22 protein-coding genes and 1 pseudogene are annotated in these 19,395 nt (G+C 70.2%); 3 read left to right on the top strand and 20 right to left on the bottom strand.

Features of this window, described 5'->3' with window-relative positions:
* Nucleotides 1-112 precede the first annotated feature (112 nt).
* From ACWD0J_RS21005 to ACWD0J_RS20980, 6 genes are all read right to left on the bottom strand, one after another.
* Nucleotides 113-1,012, bottom strand: a complete 900-nt coding sequence (locus tag ACWD0J_RS21005) for a Mom family adenine methylcarbamoylation protein (RefSeq protein WP_451497331.1) — start codon at nt 1,010-1,012, stop codon at nt 113-115.
* On the bottom strand, nt 1,012-1,977 hold the full coding sequence (locus tag ACWD0J_RS21000; protein WP_451497330.1) for a hypothetical protein: 966 nt from the start codon (nt 1,975-1,977) through the stop codon (nt 1,012-1,014). The genes ACWD0J_RS21005 and ACWD0J_RS21000 overlap by 1 nt, the downstream gene beginning before the upstream one ends.
* Nucleotides 1,974-2,300: a hypothetical protein gene (locus tag ACWD0J_RS20995; protein WP_451497329.1), complete on the bottom strand. Its 327-nt coding sequence runs from the start codon at nt 2,298-2,300 to the stop codon at nt 1,974-1,976. Before ACWD0J_RS20995 ends, ACWD0J_RS21000 begins: the two co-directional genes overlap by 4 nt.
* Before the next feature lie 144 nt (nt 2,301-2,444).
* Complete coding sequence (locus tag ACWD0J_RS20990) at nt 2,445-3,734, bottom strand: PH domain-containing protein (RefSeq protein ID WP_451497328.1); 1,290 nt, start codon at nt 3,732-3,734, stop codon at nt 2,445-2,447.
* Nucleotides 3,731-4,237 carry a PH domain-containing protein gene (locus tag ACWD0J_RS20985; RefSeq protein WP_451497327.1) on the bottom strand — a complete coding sequence of 169 codons (507 nt, stop codon included), beginning with the start codon at nt 4,235-4,237 and terminating at the stop codon, nt 3,731-3,733. Before ACWD0J_RS20985 ends, ACWD0J_RS20990 begins: the two co-directional genes overlap by 4 nt.
* Nucleotides 4,238-4,377: 140 nt before the next feature.
* Nucleotides 4,378-4,923 carry a hypothetical protein gene (locus ACWD0J_RS20980; protein ID WP_451497326.1) on the bottom strand — a complete coding sequence of 182 codons (546 nt, stop codon included), beginning with the start codon at nt 4,921-4,923 and terminating at the stop codon, nt 4,378-4,380.
* 672 nt (nt 4,924-5,595) lie between these two features.
* Between ACWD0J_RS20980 and ACWD0J_RS20975 the strand changes: the two genes are divergently transcribed.
* Nucleotides 5,596-6,021 (top strand): hypothetical protein, encoded by a 426-nt coding sequence (locus ACWD0J_RS20975; RefSeq protein ID WP_451497325.1) that lies wholly within the window; start codon nt 5,596-5,598, stop codon nt 6,019-6,021.
* Between the two features lie 119 nt (nt 6,022-6,140).
* Here the strand turns inward: ACWD0J_RS20975 and ACWD0J_RS20970 are convergent, their stop codons facing one another.
* Complete coding sequence (locus tag ACWD0J_RS20970) at nt 6,141-6,548, bottom strand: hypothetical protein (RefSeq protein ID WP_451497324.1); 408 nt, start codon at nt 6,546-6,548, stop codon at nt 6,141-6,143.
* Nucleotides 6,549-6,836: 288 nt separating this feature from the next.
* Between ACWD0J_RS20970 and ACWD0J_RS20965 the strand changes: the two genes are divergently transcribed.
* Entirely contained in the window at nt 6,837-7,526 is a 690-nt protein-coding gene (locus tag ACWD0J_RS20965) for a hypothetical protein (RefSeq protein ID WP_451497323.1), read from the top strand.
* Between the two features lie 322 nt (nt 7,527-7,848).
* Complete coding sequence (locus ACWD0J_RS20960) at nt 7,849-9,645, top strand: hypothetical protein (RefSeq protein WP_451497322.1); 1,797 nt, start codon at nt 7,849-7,851, stop codon at nt 9,643-9,645.
* A 3-nt stretch (nt 9,646-9,648) separates the two neighbouring features.
* Here the strand turns inward: ACWD0J_RS20960 and ACWD0J_RS20955 are convergent, their stop codons facing one another.
* The 13 genes and pseudogenes from ACWD0J_RS20955 to ACWD0J_RS20895 all read right to left on the bottom strand — a co-directional run bounded on the left by ACWD0J_RS20955 (nt 9,649) and on the right by ACWD0J_RS20895 (nt 19,356).
* Nucleotides 9,649-10,050, bottom strand: coding sequence for a hypothetical protein (locus tag ACWD0J_RS20955; protein ID WP_451497321.1), 402 nt, complete (start codon nt 10,048-10,050; stop codon nt 9,649-9,651).
* 69 nt (nt 10,051-10,119) lie between these two features.
* Nucleotides 10,120-10,464 (bottom strand): hypothetical protein, encoded by a 345-nt coding sequence (locus ACWD0J_RS20950; protein WP_451497320.1) that lies wholly within the window; start codon nt 10,462-10,464, stop codon nt 10,120-10,122.
* Complete coding sequence (locus tag ACWD0J_RS20945; protein ID WP_451497319.1) at nt 10,461-10,775, bottom strand: hypothetical protein; 315 nt, start codon at nt 10,773-10,775, stop codon at nt 10,461-10,463. The genes ACWD0J_RS20950 and ACWD0J_RS20945 overlap by 4 nt, the downstream gene beginning before the upstream one ends.
* Nucleotides 10,776-10,824: 49 nt before the next feature.
* A complete protein-coding gene (locus ACWD0J_RS20940) occupies nt 10,825-11,175 on the bottom strand; it encodes a hypothetical protein (RefSeq protein ID WP_451497318.1) in 351 nt (116 codons plus the stop codon).
* Nucleotides 11,163-11,561, bottom strand: coding sequence for a hypothetical protein (locus ACWD0J_RS20935; protein ID WP_451497317.1), 399 nt, complete (start codon nt 11,559-11,561; stop codon nt 11,163-11,165). Before ACWD0J_RS20935 ends, ACWD0J_RS20940 begins: the two co-directional genes overlap by 13 nt.
* The gene (locus ACWD0J_RS20930) at nt 11,558-12,196 is read right to left on the bottom strand and encodes a hypothetical protein (RefSeq protein ID WP_451497316.1); all 639 of its coding nucleotides are present in this window, start codon (nt 12,194-12,196) and stop codon (nt 11,558-11,560) included. The genes ACWD0J_RS20935 and ACWD0J_RS20930 overlap by 4 nt, the downstream gene beginning before the upstream one ends.
* Nucleotides 12,197-12,250: 54 nt before the next feature.
* Nucleotides 12,251-12,757, bottom strand: a complete 507-nt coding sequence (locus ACWD0J_RS20925) for a response regulator transcription factor (RefSeq protein WP_451497370.1) — start codon at nt 12,755-12,757, stop codon at nt 12,251-12,253.
* Between the two features lie 160 nt (nt 12,758-12,917).
* Nucleotides 12,918-14,849: a hypothetical protein gene (locus tag ACWD0J_RS20920; protein WP_451497315.1), complete on the bottom strand. Its 1,932-nt coding sequence runs from the start codon at nt 14,847-14,849 to the stop codon at nt 12,918-12,920.
* Nucleotides 14,850-15,438: 589 nt separating this feature from the next.
* The gene (locus tag ACWD0J_RS20915) at nt 15,439-15,822 is read right to left on the bottom strand and encodes a hypothetical protein (protein ID WP_451497314.1); all 384 of its coding nucleotides are present in this window, start codon (nt 15,820-15,822) and stop codon (nt 15,439-15,441) included.
* A 54-nt stretch (nt 15,823-15,876) separates the two neighbouring features.
* Nucleotides 15,877-16,935 carry a hypothetical protein gene (locus ACWD0J_RS20910; protein WP_451497313.1) on the bottom strand — a complete coding sequence of 353 codons (1,059 nt, stop codon included), beginning with the start codon at nt 16,933-16,935 and terminating at the stop codon, nt 15,877-15,879.
* A gap of 143 nt (nt 16,936-17,078) precedes the next feature.
* Complete coding sequence (locus ACWD0J_RS20905) at nt 17,079-17,822, bottom strand: hypothetical protein (RefSeq protein WP_451497312.1); 744 nt, start codon at nt 17,820-17,822, stop codon at nt 17,079-17,081.
* 316 nt (nt 17,823-18,138) lie between these two features.
* Nucleotides 18,139-18,630 (bottom strand): annotated as a pseudogene (locus ACWD0J_RS20900) (HD domain-containing protein); the annotation flags it as partial.
* Between the two features lie 60 nt (nt 18,631-18,690).
* Nucleotides 18,691-19,356: a hypothetical protein gene (locus ACWD0J_RS20895; protein WP_451497311.1), complete on the bottom strand. Its 666-nt coding sequence runs from the start codon at nt 19,354-19,356 to the stop codon at nt 18,691-18,693.
* Between the last annotated feature and the right edge of the window lie 39 nt (nt 19,357-19,395).

Genomic DNA, 19,395 nt, shown 5'->3' with positions numbered 1-19,395 from the left:
CAGCGGTATCAGAGAGGCTGCCCAGCGTGTGATCTGTAGGAGGCGCCTGGTGAACCTTGGCCTCACGTGGGCGGGCTGCCATCCTATCGAAACACGAGTTGTCGATGCAACTCTATATCTGATGCTTCTTGGGGTACGGGTAGGTGGTGACGGAGCCCGGGCTGTTCCCAGGGTCGTGGCGCCTGCGGGGCCCTATCCATGCCCTGTACCGGTGGTTGCCGCCGTGGTGCATCACGGTCGCCCCGATGGTGTGCAGGGTCTCGTCCAGCCACGGCCGGCCTGGCTCGCCCGGGTCGCGAGGCCGGGCGCCGAACGCGACCAGGCGCTGTTCGACCCCGCCGTGGCCGCTCCCGGCGGCACGTCCGGCGGCGCACACCTTGGCGATGGCGCGGTCGGTGAGGATGGAGGCGTCCGGCAGGACGGTCAGGCGCCGCGGACTGGTCCGGCCCAGGTACTCCATCCCCTTGGCCTGGTAAATGGTCCCGTAATGTCCTGGATGTACGAGTTCAGGACCGGTGGGTGTGATGCGCTCACGGGGCTCCGGATCGCTGTGCGCCACGATCCCCAGAACGTTCCGCGCGGCTGCCAGGCGAAAGGCCCTGGCCTGGAACCATGTCTCCGCGTTGGCGAACACCTCGTCCAGCAGAACCAGCCGGTTCAACTCCAGGGACTCGACGTACGGTTCGAGCCGTTTGAACGGCCCTCGCAGAACACCAACATGCATGGGGATGCCCAGGGTGAGCACGCCCACCAGCACGCCGTCCTTGGTGTTCGCGGCGGTGTCGAACAGGCCGTAGGCGAATCGGACTGCGGGCCAGGAACCACTGTAGTGGTGCGCGAGGACGAACTCTTTGGCAGAGCCGATCTGCTCCTTCGGCAGTTCCCGGACCGCGTAGCGTGCCGGATCGAAGCCGCCCTCGTGGATCGGCCGCCAGCTATGGCGGCGATCCCGCCAGCGCTGGCACACCTCCCCCGACTCGATCTGCTCCTGGACATACAGCGCGGCCGACATCAGCGATCCCCTGTGGGGGCGGCGGCGCGGACGATCTCCTCGGTTGCTTCGGCGCCGTACTGCGCGACGAGGTAGCTCACCTGCCGGGCGAGGCCCTGGTTGTTGACGTCGTCGGCGGCCTGGCGGCCGGCCTCGTCGTAGATAGCGTCGGCCGCCTCGGGTGAGTCCGCCGCGCTGGTGTCGTTGCACTCGTCGCTCGCGTAGCGTGCGGCCGCGTCGTGCACGGCCTCATCGAGGTCTGCGGGCTCGACGCCCAGCGACTCGGTGAGAGCCAGCAGGTGCGCGCTGGCCTCGGCGTCGGCGGGGGTGAGAGGGGCATCGGATTCGATGTCCACCTCGGGGCCCTCCGCGCGGTGCTCGCCTCCGTGCTGCTGGACGAACTCACGCAGCAGAGCCACGTCCAGCCAGGAGTAGTGGCCGGAGCCGAGCGCTCCGTCCTCGTAGCGATTCCAGTTCTCCGGTCCGCAGATCCCCGCGGGCAGTGTGACCTCCACGGCCGCGTAGGTGTCCGTGTCGAGGTGCTTGAGGCAGCGGGCGACGGGGTTGGCGAGGACGGAGATGATGACGCCGTCGGCCAGCCGGATCCGGCAGGGCTGTTCGCCGGTGCCGTGTCCGACCAGGTGGTCCAGCACGGGGGAGTTCAACGCGGTGCTCCTTCGAGTGGGCGGTGACGCGATGCCCGTCGGGCCGGCTCGGCCTTCGACGGCGGCGTTGTAGCAGCCGAGACAGGCAGGACCGTCGCGAAGCGTCGTTTCGGGGTGGGAGGAGGCGTCGCAGACGCCGGGCCTGGTCGGGTGGTTGCCCCAGCAGTGGCACGTGCAGGTCTCGGTGCCGAGTTCGAGCCGCGTGAGGTCGTACGACGGCTCCTGGGGGAGCACCCCCGTCCGGGCCCACTCCTGGGCCTGCCAGGACATGTACCGGATTGCCTCGTCGAGCCAGCTGGGATTCTCGGATTGGAGGGTCATGCGGGCCCTCGCGTATGGCGGTCGGGAACGGGAACGAGGAACACAGCGCTGGAGAAGTCCAGGTGGATCTGGTCGCCGATCCAGTTCAGGGCGTAGCGCAGGTGACGGCGGCGCAGCGCGGTTGTCACTTCGAGGACGATGCCGTCGGCGCGGTGACCGTTCGGCTCGAGGACGAGGCGGCCGTGGTCGTCCTCGGTGACGTCGAGCCAGCTCGGGGCGTAGCGCTGCCACCAGGAGAGCGGACGGGGGAAGCCGGGCGCGCCTCGGGCCGCGAGCCTCTCCGACAACCGGACTTCGGACTGGTCGATCACGAGTTTCTGCACAACTCCTCCTGCGGTGAGGCTGGTAGTGCGATGGGAGCGGGCACGCGCGCTGTGCCGGTGGGGTGCGGGGCCCCACCGGCACGAGCGCACGGTTCGGTCGCCGGGCTACGGCGCATTCGTCGAGGCGACTCGGCGCGGCCGCGCCTACCGCAGGCCGCCCGTCACCCACGACGCCGTGCGGACGACCGGCTGTGCGGAGCGCATCGACTCGGCGTAGAGCCGGGTGGTGAGCTCCGCCGCCTCCTCGGCGGTGCGATGGGAAGCCGGCACGGCGGTGCCTCCGGCCATGTGGGCGTGGACACTCGCCAGCCCCAGCCTGCGCTGCCACGGCCCCTGGTCGGCCTCAACGGCCTGGATCCGCGCGGTGGGACAGATCGTCGTGACGTTGCGGAGGAAGAACCCGCTCCAGGAGGTGAAGTACCCGTCGCCGAGCCGGTATCCGAGGGCCCTGTGGAAGGGGGTGGCCATCCTGGCCTTCGACGGTGCCGGGAGGGGATCGTGCAGGTGCGCCACGGCGTCCGGGCCCAGGAGGTGGAGGACCATCTTCTCGGCCACCGAACGGGGACAGACGGGCACGAGCAGGCCGGGGACGGGCACTCCCGCGACGGCGATCCTGACCTCGACCCAGTCGAACCTGCGCCACAGGACCGGCTGATGGATTTCGATCGAGGCAACGCGGGTGTCCCGGTAGGTGCACTGCTGGGTGTCGAACATGCCGAAGTCGGTGCGGTAGCTGCCCTCAGCGGTCCGGGTGACGGACCACCCGCTGCAGACGAAGAGTTTCTCGCCGGTCAGCCGCCAGAGCTTGGGGACGAACCCGATCAGGGTGGAGAGCGCGAACACTTCGCCCGACAGGACGTACGGGAGGAGGCCGAAGACAGCGAGGACGAGGGAGGAGAGGTTGGTGCCGACGTCGAGGAGCAGGGCGAGCACGAGGTGTGCCGGCTTCACCTGGTAGAGCTTCTCGTCACCGGTGTCCTCGGAGAGAATGCGCGCCTTGAGCGTGCGTGCCTGGTTGAGGGTGAGGTAGGACAACTCCATCGTCGTGCCGGACATGACGACCTGAAGGGTGCAGACGCCGATGAGCTTGCCGAGGAAGGGCCGGTCGATGTTGACGCTCTGCACGTGGTGGAGCTCGCAGTCGCGCCGGACTTTGAACAGCAGGCCGTTGCGGTAGCGGAGCACGTCGCCGTCGAGGCTGTAGTGGCTGTACCACCAAGCGGCGGTGAACAGGCCGACCGTGCCGGCGACGACCACCGAGGCGACGAGGCAGGCCGCCCACAGCGGTACGTCGACCTTCCCGCCGGTCTGGGAGGGCTCGTTGAGGAGGTCGCGCTGGTTGTAGGCCACGCTGGCGAGGCCGATGAGCACGACCCAGCTGTGCTTCAGGGGCGTGACCGGGTGAAGGCGGCCCTGGAGAAGCTGCGGGGTCATACCGGCAGCCTCCGCTCCCGGGTGAGCTCGGTGAGCTGGTCGCGCAGTTCCTGTGCGGTCCGCGGGTCGATGTCCGCGATGGTGTCGCTTCCCGCAGCACTGCTGATCGTGAGGGTGGCCAGACGGAAGCGGCGCTGGAGAGGTCCCGAGGAGACGTCCACCTCCTGAATCCGGGCATAGGCCAGGACGACGAACTTGCGGAACATCAGCCCGGTGCGGACATAGAGCTCCTCGTCGCCGAGGTGATATCCACGGAAGGCCCAGGCGGCCCGGATGCGGTTCCAGCGCCAGGCGTAGAAGCTCGCCGGGAGCACGGCTATGAGTGCCATCCGCGTGTCCCACCAGCCGAACATGTCGTGCCAGTCCCGGGACTTGGTCACGGCCAGATACGCCGTGCTGGTGAGCATGACGGCCAGCGCGCCGAGCAGGACGGTGATCGCGAGAACGGCCAGCGCGGCCTGGATGCGGTGGAATCGGACGGTGCGCTCGGGCTGCCGGGTCATCTCGGCAGTGTCAAGAGTGAACGGTGGCTCGGGTTGGATGCCGCGGACCATGCAGTCGTCCTTCGTCTGGGAGGCGGGATACGGCGAGTGGTGTGCCGAGCCCGCGAGAGCCGAGCCTCGGCCCTCGCGGGCGCACGGCTTCAGAGCCCTTCGGCGAGCCGGTCGAGTTCGGTGGTGACGGCGGGCCGAAGGGTGCGTCGGCGGCCGAGCCTGGATGACCCGAACGGCTGGTCGCTGGCGCCGATGGGGCCGTAGTTGGTGTCGATGATCCAGTGCCTCTCCTGCGGCAGACGGGAGAGGCGGTAGGCACCCTGGTTCACCCGACCGTCCTGCTCGAAGAGCAGCAGCTCGGCGTAGAGGCCGGTGATGTTGCCCTCGGTGCGCCTGCGGATCGCCGGCACGAGGGCGACATGGGCCACGGGCTCGGGCTCTTCATCGGGCATGACTACGAACGCCGAGGCACTCGCGAGGGGCTGCACGACGTTCTGGGCAATCTCCCAGGCTGCGCGGTTGTGAGTGTGTGCGGCGAGAATCATCCATTGGGCGCACGCGATGGTGTCGTGGGTGATGGCCGTCGGCAGTCCCAGCGGCGCGAGCTGCTGGAGCAGTTCACCCCTCCCGAGGGTGGCCAGGTACCAGATGCGCTGCTCGTCGGTGCGGGTGGTGAGTGCAGTGTCGTCGTGCACGGTCAGGATCCCTCCTGTGGCCGGGCTTGGGTCTGTGTCTCCGGCCGAGTTGGCTGCCGGGCCGCTGGCCTGGTGCGGAGCACTGCCGTGGGGGACCCGAGGGGTCCGCCGTCGGCGGTCCAGCGGGGGCCGGGTGTGGAACACCCCTGGTGGGCAGGGCGCCGCGCGTCTCGGGCAGGGCGCCCATCCTAGCCAATGAAGAGTTGTTCATTCAACCCCATTTCACTGCAAGGACGTCCCGGCGGCACGGGGGGACCACCGGGACATCGTGGATCAGCGTAGGCGCGCCTGTGAGCGGATGTCCCGCCTATCGCACGGTTCGACCACAGCGTGCCTCGGTCTGGACGCACACTTCGACGCTGCGGCCGCGAGACAAGCGTCGGCGACCTTGGCGCCCGCAGGTTCGACGCCAACCCGGGCACCCGGCAAGAACCGTGTCATCAGCCGCAAACGGCAGCGCTGCAAGGTGCCTTGACGGCCGTCGCATCCGGGTAGCATGGCTGGCGATGGCCGATCTCTCGCGTCGGCCCGGCCTCAGTTCCGTCGGCCCGTGACCGGTTGGAACGCCTACGGCCCCAGGTGCTCCGCATCGTCAGCGAGAACGCAGCCACCTGCTCACCGACTCCGGTGTGCCAGCTCACGGGCAGCGCGCGCCGAGATCAGGAAACGAGCATGGTCGCCAATCACGCCCGCAAGAACGCGGCACGCGCCGCGCGGGATAGCGGGAAGAACCACCGCCAGGCCGTCGATGCCGTACGCCGTCGTGCGAAGGTCGAGTCCGAACTTCCCCCGCTGCCCACGGAGGAGGAGCTTGAGGCCGTCTCGGTGTTCATGCAGGAGTGGACCGGCAAGGTCTTGAGGGCTGCCCGGACGTTTCCGCCGTCCGAGGGCAGGGAGACCCTTGAGGGTGGGGCAGACGCTCTCGCCAGAGCGGCGGAGTACATGGTGTGCGAGTTGTCCGACGAACTGTTCCATCCCTTCCTGCGTGGCACGCCGAACCCGGACCCGGAGACGGTGACGGTCCTGTGGGACAGCCTCTTTAAGTTCCTCCACCCGATGGCCGACGAGCCAGGGTTCCCTGATGGGCCCTGGCGGTGACGCGTGCGGGCCCCTCAGCACTGGCGGAACTGTCGCCATTTGCGGGGCTGATGACACGGTTCTTACCGGGCCCCAACCCCGGACAGGACCACCTCCACCGACGGACAGGCCGAAGCCAGTCAGGCGGGCTCCGGGGCGAACCGCACGCCGGCAACATCCATCCACATGCGGGAGATGACCGGGTTCTGCCCGGGATGCCGCTGCCGATAGGTGTCGGTGAGCAGGTACGGGTCCATGCCGATCGTGTGCAGCACCACCGAGCCGGGCGGAAGAATCTGGTCCGCCAGCAGACTCGCGACGGTCAGCGACCGGTACAGAGTGGTGACCGGTTCGTCTGTCTGCAGGGCCTGCCAGGGTCGCCCGTCGCGCGGATCAAGGACAGGCATCCAGGTGCCGTCCGCCTGCTCCCGGTGGTCGACGAAACCGGCGATGCCCGCCATCACCGCGTCGTAGCTTTCCCCCGCGGTCGCGTAGCCCAACGGCTGCTCCTGCCCGGTGATGTAGCCGAGCCACTCGGCGCGCTCCATGACGAACGGGGTGTCGCACACCCCGTCCGGAGGAGGTACCGGTCGCGATCGCCGCGGCTTGCTCTGCTTGCGCCTGCCCATGTCCTTACCAACGATCAAGTCACGCAGGGGGTAATGCCCGTGGCCGGCCGGTGTCCTGGCCGACCACTGTCTCCTTGTCACCGCACGGGGTCACCGCACGGGACGTCGGCAGTCAGGCTCCGACGCGATGGGTGGCAGGGTCGGCACCGGGCTCTTCTTTCCACGGCCGGTCCCGGCAGTGTCACCGAGGCGAGCACACTGATGCCCATGACTTTGGGATTGACCAAGGAAGAGGAGGCCGGGGCGTTCGAGGGCGTGATGCCCTGGCTGCGTGCGACCGGCGAGATCACCGATCTGGTGAAAGCCAAACTCGATCGGCCCCTGGCTGCTTGGACGGGCACCGCGGACCATGACCTGTTCGACGCCAACGACCACATCGAGGACCGCCCGACTCCGCTGGAGAAGAAGATCGCGGCCCTGGCGCCGCGTCCCATGTGGCGGATGGAGCGGATCTGGCTACCGGACGGCGAGTCCAGCCCGGAGGAGGACGAGGCCTACGAAAAGGCCTGCGTCGAGATCGACGGCCGGCTGCTCCACCCCAGATGCCTGGAGGCGTACACCGACTTCGCCTACAGCTGCGCTGGGCTGGACGAAGGCGAGGGTATCGACGAGGACGGAGTCCCCGGCGACCTGGAAGAAGCCCTGGAATGGGCCGAGGCCGGTGTCTGGCTCGTCCAGCAGTCGCTGCCCTTCCCGTTCCGCGACGTCCTCGAATACGGGCTGATCGACAACCGCCCGGCGATCCGGGTGCTCTTCGCCTACGCCACGCTCCTTCGTGCCAAGTCCCCCCGCAAGGCCACACCGTGGTTCAGAGCCCTGGTGTACATGGACCCTCAGGACCGGATCGGCGCCCGCTACTTCGTCCCCGGTGGCACGCACCGGGCCAAGTCGCGCTGACCCCGGATCGGACGGCTCTTGAGAGGATCTGATCCGTGGACCGGTGGGGAGCGCTACCCGGACGCTGCCCCCGCACCGCGGGGAGCACCGACACACCTCCCTGGATCCGCCGTGGACGAGCAGACGAACTTGGTCCGCCAGGTCCTCGGGGCACGGATGCCCGAACACCTCCCAAGTCCTCCATTCAGCCAGGACGGCATGGGCCGTCGTCCTGCGTCGATAGGGTCGCAGTAGGTCTGTGCTGGAAGGAGCTGAGCGGTGGGCTGGTCCTTTCCGGAGAGCTCCTCGCATGGTTGCGCGGACGTAGAGAAGGGGTGCAGCGGTGAGCGTGGAGGAACTGGGGCGGGACATGGCGGGCCTCATCGCGGAGATGGCGGCCCGGTATGCCCGTGAGGACGGCGACAGAGGTCCCGCGCTGATGCCGCTCGGCGGCGTCGGGCGGCAGGAGGGCGAGCGGGTCGTGGACTTGGACGCTCCGCTGCTGGGCCACGCCACCCGCGAGATCCGCGACCTGCTCAAACGCGGAGATTCCTTCGGGCTTCACATCCGCGATGTGAAGCGCGCTGTGCACCTCGACCGGGGCGGGTGCCTGGCGCTGTTGGCCGCGACCGTCGACGCCGGGTACCTGACCGCGCCCGATGACCTTAACGAGGTCCAGCACTGCTCCAACTGCAGGACTGACGACTGTGAGTACCACGACTACCGGACCTGGACGCTGACCCCCGCCGGACGGAGCCTGGCCCACGCCTCTGGCCGCAAGCCGTCCACCCGCAAGAACGCCGACGCGCTGGTCGCCAAGGTGGTCAAGGCCGCGCGGGCGGTCAACGCCGACCCCGATGCGACGCTGTGGTGGGTCAAGGAGATTCGCGCGGTGGGCCCGTACGCCGAGCCCGGCCAGGAATCGCTGCTGCACGTCGACCTCGCCGTGGACCTGCGGCCGCGTCTGGATGACCCCGCCGAGCAGCGCAAGGCCGAGCAGCGTCTGCGCGATGCCGCCCGGGACCGCGGGGAGCGGGCGCGGGTGTGGGACATGGTCGGGTACGGCCACTGGCGTACCCGTCTCGCGCTCGCCGGGCGCAGCAAGGTCGTCCGGATGTTCCATCACGCCGGGGAAGTTGAGGGGCGGCTGCTGTTTCGTGAGGAGCGGGATCTGACCGTCTCGCCGGTGGCGACCGTGCCCTATCAGCGGCCGGCGGAAGTGCCGCTGAACAACTGCTCGTGGTGCGGGCGGCAGGTCCAAGCGGCGCGTGTCGCCCAGCGTGGTGCCCCGCTGGCCTCGTCCCCCATCGGGCTGTGCGAGCAGTGCCTGTCGCTGGGCTGGACCGATGATCTCCAGTACCAGGGCTCCCTTGAGGTGTGGCCGTGGCGGGCGGTCCGCGGGCTGCGCGCGGCGCTGCGCGAGGAGCCGTTCCACTCGTCCGGGTGTGCGCTGTGCGGGCGCACCGATGCGGTAGAGCGGCCGTGGTGGCCGGGCGACAACCGCGACGGCTCGGGTGGGGGCGGGCATGAGCCGATCGTGCTCCGGTTGTGTGACGTGTGCCCGGGGCTGCTGCAACTGGTCGACACCTCCGGCCGTGAGGGCTGGTGGTGCGCCCGGCACGAGCTCGCGTGCCTGGCCGGCATGCACGCCCTCCTGCACCGCCGGGCCGGTGTCGAGGAGGTAGCCGCCGACGCGAAGAAGGCCCGTAAACGGCCGCGGCTGACCGCGGTGCACCGGGACGTGCTGGCCCGGGTGGACGAGCACGGGGCTCTGTCGGCCCTGGATCTAGACCGCGCGCCGTTCAGCCAGAACCACCAGGACTATCGCTGGTGGCAGGTGCGGCTGGCCCACCTGTTCGACCACCGTCTCATCGCGATGGTGCGCGACGGAGACAAGGAGGCTCGGGAGCTCGTGCGCAGGACCAGCGAGCTCGAGCGGGACCTGGCGGCACAGCTTGGTGCGCTGCACACGCCAGGACCGATCTGGGACGACGAGCGGGTCCTTGAGCCCGCGCCGCCAGCGGGCTGGGCCGAACTTCGGGCCCAGGCCGATCAGGAGGCGGACCGGCTGGACCGGGAGGCGCTACGGCGGCGTGCGGATCATCCCGTTCCCGAAGCTCCCCGTGGCCGCTGGGGGTAGCCATCAGCGCCGCCGGCACCCCGTCTCGTCGTCTCCGGCCCGGCGTGCGGGGTGGTGCATCGCGTACGACAACACCCCATGCCGAGCAGCCCGTTCGTGCAGCCCGCGCAGAACCTGGGCGTACACCACGTCCCACGGGCCGGCGGACCAGTGGACGCCGCCGATTCCCTCCGGACTGAAGTACGTCACCTGCCACCGGCCCTTTCCGACCCAGGTGATGCGGGGCTTGATGTTGGTGAGCGCGAGGATCACGGTGCCGTCCCGGACCAGGCGCCGCCAGAAGACTCCTCGGGCCCCTCTCAATGCGGCGCGCGCCTCCTCCCGGTCGCTGGTCTCCAGCACGGTCCTCCAGTCGCCCGGCTTGGGGAAGGCGCTCTTGGCCGTCTGTACGCGGTACTCGTGCATCACGTCTCCGAAGCGGTGGAGTCGGCGGGGGGCGGTCCCACGTCGGGACCGCCCCCAGTCAGGGTTGTTTCAGTCCCGGCGGGGGACGCGGGCGTGGCAGAGCCGACAACGGGTCACGCCACGGGATTCCGCGGGCACGTGCCGCCGGTTCTCCGCCACCGGGCACCGCCTGGTCACGCGCAGGGTGTCCAGTGCCTTCTTCGCCGCCGCGATGAGGGCGCCGTTGTAGCTCGTGCCGTTGCTCGGCAGAGCTGCGATGGAACGGGTGTGCGTGGCGAGGGCATCACGCTCGCCCCGGAGGACGGTGAGTTCGCGGGCCATGGCGCCGACCAGGAGGGCGGCCGCCGTCTCCCCGAGGCTGTCGAGGTGTTCGGCGACCTGCTCCGGGCTGAGGCGAGGGGGCGCGGTGCTCATCGGGCTGTGCTCACGGTGTCGGGCCTCGGCCGGCGCAGAACCCGACCGTCACGCGTGACGGGATGGGCGTGCCGGGCGCCGTGGTGCGGGCAGACGATCGCCGGGTTCTTGGCGCAGTTGGTGATGATCGTCGCGGCGTAGAGCGTGAGCTGGTCCTGGTAGTCGTCGAACCGGGCGGCGATCCACAGCCCTCCGACGCCGGTGTCGGGCTGGAGTCGGACGCTGTCGCCGATGGCGAGGTCTCGTAGGTTCTCGCCGTTGTCGAGTTCCACGCTGGAGGTGGGCAGGGTCAACGAATCGATGCTGGCCAAGGTGCTCCTCCTGTCCGGGAGAGGGAATCGGCTGGTGCACGAACGGGGGTCAGGAACGGGAGTTGTCGACCTCCTGGATCTGCGTGCGGACCGGCGCGGGCAGCTGAAGTTCGCCGCGGACGCGGGGCACGTCGAGCCAGAGGCCGTTCATGATCAGAGCCATGCGGCTGTGCCAGACCGTGACATCCCTGATGGGGTGGTGGGTGGTGACTCGCAGCCGCACGGTTCGGCGGGTGAGCGTCAGCTCGGCGTCGCCGCCGATGAAGGTGGCGACCGTCCGCTCGACACGCTGCGGCTGGACGTGAAAGTCGTCGCCGGCGCGACCGCGGCTGCGGGGACGGGGGCAGGCGATCTCCAGGGTGTAGCGGCGGTTCGGCCCGGAACCGCTCACCGCGTCCATGGAGCGCCGGCGTCGTCGAGGAACGGCTCCCACAGCGCGCGGACGTGCTGAGACTGCTCGGCCAGCCACGCGCGTACGGCAGGCTCGTCGGCCTCGGTGACGACCACCTGGGTGGAGCCGAGGATCGCGGTGCTCTGCAGGACCCAGTACACCTTGAGCAGGTCGGGCCCCGGCCTCTCGCCTTCCTCCAGGTACTCCCCGGTGTCCCGCTCCCAGTCCCAGCGGAAGACATGGGCGCGGTCGGGCCCGCCGGGGCCCCACTTGTCGTGGAACTCGGACCAGGAGTCGTAGGCGGTGTGGAGTCCTTCGCTGGGGGGCGCGTAGAAGTTGCCCTCGTGGCAGGAGGACGGGTGGGTGATCTCCCACAGGCGGCGCGCGCCGGTCATGTGGTCTGCCTCCGGGGTGTCGTGGGGCGGTGGCCGTCCTCGTGCCGGACGGCGCGGACGGTGAGGACTCGGATGTACGGGCCGATCGGCAGGGCCCGCAGGGCGGTGTCGACGCGCTCGCGGGAGGCTTCGAGTTCGGCCCGGGTGCCCTGGCCGGGACTGAGTCCGCCCATGTGGTCGGGGTTGCCGCCCAGCGTGATGCGGGTGACGTCGTCGGGCGCGCGGCCGTGGCGGAAGGTGACGTTCGTGAGGTCGCAGCGGCCCTGGTAGACGGCGAAGCGGGCTGCGACCACTGGCTTGCCCGGGATGTGGAGGCGGGCGGCTTCGGTGACCGCCTCCTTCAGCTCGGCGGGCTGGCGCCACGGGAAGAGGGGGAGCATCTGGCGCAGGTACGCCGTTGCCTTGCGCGGGTGGAAGACGAAGGCGAGCGCGATACTGCGGGCCGACCGGGCGTGAACGACGGTCTCGTATGTCCAGCGAGCGGGGTGCCACGCCGGCTTGACCACCCAGGGGGCGAGGGTCCTACGGACGCGGACGCGCAGGCGGTGAGTTGTCTCCGGGATGAGGCCGGAGGCGCCGAGGTAGTAGATGCCGAGTGCCAGGACGGCGCCGACGACGAGCGACTGCTTGTTCATCGAGAGGAATCCCTTCGGTGACGGGGAAGTACGCATCTCGGCAGGAGCACCACTCTATCCAATCTTGAGTTGTTGAGACAACCCACTTTCAGCCGGTGGCACACGGCAAGGCAACAAGGCAACGCGGACGGCCTCGACGCTCTCGACCGGAAGGAGGCCGCGCTGCCAGCCGATTGCGACGGCGTGCGCGCGGTTCTCGGCGTCCAGGGCGCGCAGGATGCGTTTGACGCGCGACTTCACCGCGTCGACCGACAACCAGAGTTCGGCACCGATCTCGGGGTTCGTGTACCCGCGCGCGATCCACTGCAGGGTGTCGAGCAGGTACTCCTCCAACGGGCGGGGTGCCAGCGCGGGCAGGCTGATCACGCCTTCGCGGATCGCGGTGTCCACCAGGCCGGCATGCTGGTTCCGCCCTACCAGGAGCACATGGCACGCCCGGTCGACCTCCCGGCTGACGATGCTCTCGGAGACGCGGAGCAGGCCGGAGATATCGAGCCGACTGACGCCTGCGGCGATGAGCTCGACGACGCGTAGCGTGCGTGGCTCAAGGACGACGTGCATCACGGGACATCTCCGTCCGTGCGGCGTACAGCGGGCCAGGAGCGCCGCGCCGGTTCTGGTCGGTGCGGGTGACGTGTCCCCGGGGCGGCTCGTACGTCCGGGCCCCGGGGACACGATGTCGGAGGGTCGGTTCAGCAGCAGCCGCTGACCAAGCGGGCCGTCAGCGCTGTTTGTTGCTGGGGCGGGCGTTGTCGACGCGGACCTCACCGGCGAGGCGTGCGTGGGCCTGCCAGACGGCGAAGACCTGCCGGAGCCAGTCCTCGGTGCGTTCCCGCTGGTGCTCGTCGTCGGCGTGCAGCACGTGCAGCGCGTGTACCAGGTCGGTCTCCCGCTGGGCGAAGTCCTCGAACTCGGGGCGGACCGGGTCCAGGCGGGCGGGGAACGGAAGGTCGCGGTCGACGAGCGGGGCCAGGATGTATTCGCCGAGTTCGGCCGGGAAGCGGCCGGCGGGGCGCTCCACGGCAATCTGCTCGGCGCGGAACAGTTCCTCGGTGGCCGCGGTCGGCACTCCCTCGTCGTAGCCGGTGGGCACGGCGTCGAAGTGCGCGGCGGCGGCGTCCAGGTGTCCGGCCATGGTGATGCGCAGGGCGGTCATGGTGGCGGGGTCGGCCCAGCGGTCGCGGGCGATCTCGGCAACGACGCGGGCGCGGTGGGCGGCCTGGCGGCACCGGTCGGCGAACGGGGCGCTCACGTCGCCCGCCGCTCCGGACTGCTGCGGGTCCGGTGCGCTGTAGGGGCGCAGGAGGCGTTCGCGGTCGTCGTCATCGTCGTCGTAGTTCCACTGCTCGGGGCGGGCCTGGCTCGACAGCAGCAGGCAGGGGATGTAGCCCTCGTCGTCCTTCTCCGTGCGCAAGTCCTCGGGGTAGTCGTCGAAGGCGGCTCCGCTCAGTCGCAGGGTGCGCAGGATGTGCCGGACCTGGAAGAGGTCGGTGGGGGAGTGGGTGCCCCACAGGGGGCGAAGCGGGCTGTCCTCGGGCAGGGGCGGCAGCTTGGGGCTGTCGAAGTCGTTGAGAATCTGGCCCTCGGCGTCGCGGAGGCTGTCGGGGAAGAGGTCGGTGGCCATGTCGCGATCGTCGTCGATGAACAGCACGAGGTAGGCGGCCTGGGGGAACTGGACGCGCAGGGTGTCGGCGACGAGACGGGCGACGCCTCGCGCGTCGGCCCGCTGGCTCTGCAGGGTCTGGGTCCAGGACGCGATGTCGACGAGGCTGGCAGGGGTGTGCCGGTCGATGGTGCTCTGGGCGTGGTGAGTCACGTGCCCTCCTGAGTGAGTGTGTCCTTCCCCCGGGGTGGGATTGGCGGCCGATTCCCACCGGTGGCGCGACTCGGACGCCCGGCTGTTCTCGCCTGCGGCAGCGATGCGCTCAGCGATGGCGCGAGCACAGTAGGCGGAGTCCTCGGCGAGGGTCGAGCCCGGCGGGCAGGCATCGAGGGTGTCGACGTACTCGCCCCTGGCGTCGTAGAGAGAGGCGCCCCAGACGTCGTCGTGGGCGGAGGCGACCCGGTCCACGTGCTCTCCGCTGGAGATCCGGAAGTGTGTCCCCTCGTAGACATTGCTCTCCGAGGTCGCCGGGTCCAGCGGCACGGCCAGCCAGGTGACCCCGCTCTCGCCGTGCTCGTACGCCGGAAGACCGTAGGCCTGGAGTGCGGCGCACAGCACGTCGCCCTCGGTGTGCGGGGGTTCGAGCAGGGTGGGGACCAGCTCCATGTGGAGGCGGTGGTTCACGACGTGCAGCCGGCCGCTCGGGTCGCGCAGGAGCAGCGAGTCCAGGGCTCCGGCCCAGGCCTCGATCAGGCGGCGCGTGCGGGCCCGGTTCAGGGTGAAGGGCTCGTCAGCGAACCATGCGCCGTTGGAGGTGGGGACCTTGGGCCGGGAGCGGAGCACCTGGTAACCGGGAGCGGTCAGGAGCTGGTCCAAGTGCGTGAGGTCGGGTACGGGTTCGGCGTGGCCCTGGGCGGGCTCACTGGCGCTCATGCCGCCTCCGCTGGACCAATCCTGTTCCAGCTGGGCGGACGTCTCGGCGACTCGGGCGGCGGCGTCCAGCGCCTGGGTGTGCCGGGCTTCGGTGATGGTCTGGGCTTCGTGAGCCACGCGCCCTCCTAAGGGTGTTCGTGGTCGGCATCCTGGCTGGGGAATGGACGAGGGTCGGCGGGGCGAGGCCGTAGGCCGGGGCTGACGAACCGGAACCCGGCCTCGCCCCGACGGCCTTGGCCGGCCCTGCGCGTATGGCGCTGATATCGCCTCGGGCAGGGCCGGCCGCTTCTGCGGATGCTCAGGCCGTGGGCTTGGGCTTGGGGACCGGGATGCCCTTGCGGTTCGGGGTCTCTCCGGGCTTGGCAGGGCGGCCGATGATGCTGTCCATCGGGGGTCTCGCTTCCTGGGGGCGGAGTTGCTCCGGTCTGTCCGGCTCCCTGCGACCGGGTCCCGCACGGTGTCGGGCCCGGGAGGCAGCTGTCAGGCCGGGGCTTCACCTCTCAGGCGAAGCCGTGTTCCTACTGAGGAAATAACAGCAACTAGCGCTCGTCCGTCCCGGCCGCTGTTCGCGGCCGCGGGGCGGGGGGCCGGATCGGGCGTGATGTTCGTGACGATGCGGCGCGTACGTTCCGGTTCGACACGAGCCGACACGAAACCCGCAGCTGGAGGGGAGGGGGCACCCTCGCGGCCTGTTGCTGTTATTTCCTCAGTGGTCGTCACGGTTCTCGCGGCCCGGACCGGTGCGGGCGCAGTGACGGAAGTGCTCCGCCAGGCTGGCGATCCAGAGGAGTGACCTTCCGGGAACGCCTGTGCCTGGATCGGCTGCGCCGAGGCCGTCGAGCTTGAAGCCCGGCGCCGCGAGGTCCGGCTCGATCTTGGCGAGGTCGCGGACGACCGGCCCGGTGCCGTCGTCCGCTTCCAGTACCGGCGGCAGGGTGTCGTGGTCGGCGTAGCTCTTGAGCTGTTCGTAAGCAAGGAGCATGGCCTCGCCGGGGCTGCTCGCCTCGAAATCCGCGTACCAGGTGACGGTGAAGGTGCGCTCCGGTCCGGTGTCAGTATCGGTATCGGTATCGCTCGTGTGCTGTGCCATCGGGCGTGGGTCCTCTCCTCGTGTCGTGGCACTGAGCGTGCTGCTGCCGGACGGTCAGGCCACGGTGCGGGCGCAGTTGTGGAGGTCGTCGCTCGCCGCGAACGCGGGCTCGGGGGCGACCGGTGCGCACGCCCACGTGTCGACGTCGCCGGGCGAGTCCTGCCGACCGCTGAGCCAGCGGTAGACGTCCGGGCTGATCTCCCGCAGGCCGCCGTCGACGTCGACGTAGAACTCGGAGTTGCCGCCGAACCCGCACTCGTCGAGGTACTCCCACGCGCACACCAGGGACGGGCCGCCCGCCTCCTCGATCCGCGCGAAGACAGCGTTGATGTCCTCGGGGGTGTAGCCGTCGGTGAAGCGCCCCTTCAGGTCGGCGAGCTTCTCCAGTACCTCGTCGGCGGGCGCGGACGGCGCCGGCTGCGCGGGGAGCGGCTCCGGGACGGCGTACGGGTCATGGACCAGCCCGAGCTTGAAGCGCGCCACCGGGTTGCCTTCGCGGTGCAGCCCGCTGCGGCGCAAGAGGTTGCAGTCCTCCAGTGCGTTGCGCAGGAAGAGCTCACCGGCCGCGTCCGTGAACTGCTCGGCCGCCTCGGCCCGCAGGCCCAGCCACAGCGTGCCCTCGTCGTCGAGGGCAGGCCGCGCCTGCTCCAGCACCGGTGCGACACAGAGGTCGCTCTCGCCCAGAACACCCGCGGTCTCGGCGTCCTTCTTGCGCACGGCTTCCAGGACGGTCGGCCACCAGGCGGGGTTGACGTTGCGGTCCAGCCATCGGACCGAGAGCAGGTAGCCGGGGTGGTCCCAGGTGTTGGGCTCGGGCGCGGTGAGGTGCCTGAGGGTGCAGACCACGTCGGTGTCGACGAGGGGCGGGGTGCCGCGCAGGTCGGCGCGGGCCAGGCGGGTTTCGCCGTCCGGGAAGGGAGTGTCGGACAGCGGTCCGTGGGGCCGGTTGACGGTGAAGCCGTGCAGTGTGCGGTAGATGCGGCCCTCGGCGTCGGGGGCGTTCTCGATGATCCTGAAGTCGGCGATGACCGTGACGGTGCCGTCGGCGAAGCGCAGCGTGGCGTGTTCGGTGTGGCCGATGCGGTGGTCGGGTGGCGGGGTGCCGGTGATCACGGGGTGCGTTCCTCCTCCGCGTTCGCGGGTCAGGAAACGGGCGTTCGGCTGTAGGGGGCTCACCGGCCGGTTGTCCGCGCGGCCGGTGAGCCGTAGCCCGTACCCTATCCGATTCGGCGTTGTGGCGACAACCCTGATTTCGGCTATCGGCGGCACTGGCAGCGGAACCGGTAGGCGCGGGCGCCGGGTTCGGCGGCGGTGCCCGCGGCGGTATGGAGGCGGAACTCCAGAGACAGGGTGGGGACATAGAGGGGAAGCAACCCGCGGTCGTAGCCGTCGCGGATCTCCCTCGGGGTGAGCTCCCGGCCGGCGAAGGTCCACCGGCCGGGCTGCGTCTCCTGCCAGTCCCGCAGACGGTACACGCGCCGCATCACGCCGTCCTCGGTCACCACGGCGTACTGCGCCTGGGCCCGGACGGCGTCCTCAATCGGCCACGGGCCCCGGTCCGCCGCATGCGCGTCCGCTTCGCTGCCGGGGGTGCGCACGGTGCCGTGCTCGATCACGACTACGGTGTGCTCGCCGCGCGGCACCGCGACGCCCGTGTGCCGACGGAGCCTGTCGCTCCATCCGTGGTCCGGCCCGAGGACGCCGGCGAGGTCGTGGAAGTCAGCGCCCCGGTACAGCAGAACCTCGGTGAGGTCGTCGGCCAGCGCAGACGCGGTGACCCGTTCCACGTGCCGGTAGACCGCCGCCCGGGCGAGCTGGACGGCCTTGCCCCGCTCCTCGTCCGCAGTCTCTTCGCCGCTGACCGGGGCCTGATCCGTTTCCTGGTCCTGGTCCTGGCCGACGCTTCGCCGGGTGAACTCCTCGACCAGGACCTTGACGCGGGCCTCCAGCTCCACCAGATCGCCGCCGTCCAGCGCGCGGCGCCGCATCTCACCGCTCATCGGTTCGTCCCCCGCCCGCCGTCGCGGCCGTGCGGGTGCGGTGCCGGGACCTGCGGAACGCACGGCGCTTCTCCTCGCGGTCGCGCATCACGTAGGCCAACCGCTGCTCCTCCGTGAACGGGCGGTCCGCCTCGACGGCGGCCTCGTAGGTGTCGGCCAGCCAGTCCCGGCGGGCGTAGAACAGCACCTCACTCAGGTGGTTCATCACCCCGCCGACGCCCCTCTCGTAGGCGGGTTCGGGGCGGCCTGCGGCAATCCAGTCGTTCACGGCCTCGGCGCACTCGTCGTGGCCGCAGTAGGCGGTCTGGAGCTCGCTCAGCTCCGCGAGCAGCGACGGGTTGACGACACGGACGATCGCCCGGATGTCTTCCGGTCGCGCCGCCGGCCAGAGTTGGGCCCGCGCTGAACGGTATTTTGCTGCGAGACGCTCCCGCTTGTCCGCCGGAAGCTGCGCGGCCCGGGCCGGGTGGGAGTTGTGCGCGTTGTCGGCAATCTTCACCAGGGTGGCCTGGGGGTCGGCAGTGATCCGCCCGATCTTCTCCTCGTACGGCGTGCCGGGCACGTTGGTCACCGCCTCGACGATTTCGACGACCCGGGCTGAGATCCCTGACTCCCGCAGCCGTTCAGCGGTCCAGTCGGTGTCTTCCAGGATGTCGTGGAGCAGACCCGCTTTAACGAGCTCGTCCCCCAAGGGGGCGAGCCCGGCGGCTACTGCGCGGACGTGCTCGATGTAGGGCACGCCGATTTTGTCGACCTGCCCGGCATGCGCGCTGTCGGCTAGGGAATCGACTTCGCTGACGGACTTCATTCCCGTTCCCTTCTTGGCGGTCTGCGCCGCCTGTCGAGTCTCTGAGGTAGGCGTCGGCGCTCAGGGTGCCGCCGACGCGGGGGTGCCGAGTTCGATCCGCCGGGTGATGCGGGGCCCTCCGGGGTGACGCAGGGACCAGGCCATGAGCTTGACCCCGTTGGCGGCGCGGACTTCCGCCGCGCGCTGGGGGTCCAGCCGCAGCCACAGCAGGTCGCCGTCGGCGATCGGGTGGGCGTGGTTGAGGAGGTCGGCGAGCGCGGCGCTGTGGCGGCGTATCCGCTGGTGGATCATCGGCCACCAGGCCGGTGCGGTGGTGTCGCCCTGCGGGTGGGCGTTGCGGTCAAGCCACGTCGTCGACAGGAGCAGGCCGGGGTGGTCCCAGGTGTTGGGGTGGGGCGGGATGACGACCTTGCGGTAGCAGACGACGTCGCGGTCGGTGAGTGTCGGCTGGCCGCGCAGGTCGGCGCGGAGCAGCTGGGCGCGGCCCTTGGGGAAGTGGCTCTCTGGCGACGGCGGGGGGAACTGGGAGGTGTCCGGCTGCGGTTCGGGGTCGGTCCAGGTGGTGGCCCAGCCGCGCACGGTCCGGTAGATGCGGCCCTGGGGGTCGGGGGCGTCGTCGATGACCTGCCAGTCGGCGATGACGGTGGTGGTGCCGTCGGCGAAGTGCAGGGTGCCGTGTTCGGTGCCCGTGATGCGGTGATCGGGGTCGTGCTGCCAGTCCTTCACGGGGGTGTTCCTCCTTGCCTGTCCGGACCCGGGTCGTTG

This window comes from Streptomyces sp. NPDC003011, assembly GCF_053591515.1.
This window is presented reverse-complemented; position numbering and strand designations above follow the sequence as displayed.

Bases quoted from the DNA above. Each gene is read 5' to 3' on its own strand.
- ACWD0J_RS21005 (WP_451497331.1), bottom strand. From the start codon at position 1,012: ATGTCGGCCGCGCTGTATGTCCAGGAGCAGATCGAGTCGGGGGAGGTG.
- ACWD0J_RS21000 (WP_451497330.1), bottom strand. From the start codon at position 1,977: ATGACCCTCCAATCCGAGAATCCCAGCTGGCTCGACGAGGCAATCCGG.
- ACWD0J_RS20990 (WP_451497328.1), bottom strand. From the start codon at position 3,734: ATGACCCCGCAGCTTCTCCAGGGCCGCCTTCACCCGGTCACGCCCCTG.
- ACWD0J_RS20985 (WP_451497327.1), bottom strand. From the start codon at position 4,237: ATGACCCGGCAGCCCGAGCGCACCGTCCGATTCCACCGCATCCAGGCC.
- ACWD0J_RS20975 (WP_451497325.1), top strand. From the start codon at position 5,596: ATGGTCGCCAATCACGCCCGCAAGAACGCGGCACGCGCCGCGCGGGAT.
- ACWD0J_RS20970 (WP_451497324.1), bottom strand. From the start codon at position 6,548: ATGGAGCGCGCCGAGTGGCTCGGCTACATCACCGGGCAGGAGCAGCCG.
- ACWD0J_RS20965 (WP_451497323.1), top strand. From the start codon at position 6,837: ATGACTTTGGGATTGACCAAGGAAGAGGAGGCCGGGGCGTTCGAGGGC.
- ACWD0J_RS20955 (WP_451497321.1), bottom strand. From the start codon at position 10,050: ATGCACGAGTACCGCGTACAGACGGCCAAGAGCGCCTTCCCCAAGCCG.
- ACWD0J_RS20950 (WP_451497320.1), bottom strand. From the start codon at position 10,464: ATGAGCACCGCGCCCCCTCGCCTCAGCCCGGAGCAGGTCGCCGAACAC.
- ACWD0J_RS20940 (WP_451497318.1), bottom strand. From the start codon at position 11,175: ATGGACGCGGTGAGCGGTTCCGGGCCGAACCGCCGCTACACCCTGGAG.
- ACWD0J_RS20935 (WP_451497317.1), bottom strand. From the start codon at position 11,561: ATGACCGGCGCGCGCCGCCTGTGGGAGATCACCCACCCGTCCTCCTGC.
- ACWD0J_RS20930 (WP_451497316.1), bottom strand. From the start codon at position 12,196: ATGAACAAGCAGTCGCTCGTCGTCGGCGCCGTCCTGGCACTCGGCATC.
- ACWD0J_RS20925 (WP_451497370.1), bottom strand. From the start codon at position 12,757: ATGCACGTCGTCCTTGAGCCACGCACGCTACGCGTCGTCGAGCTCATC.
- ACWD0J_RS20915 (WP_451497314.1), bottom strand. From the start codon at position 15,822: ATGGCACAGCACACGAGCGATACCGATACCGATACTGACACCGGACCG.
- ACWD0J_RS20905 (WP_451497312.1), bottom strand. From the start codon at position 17,822: ATGAGCGGTGAGATGCGGCGCCGCGCGCTGGACGGCGGCGATCTGGTG.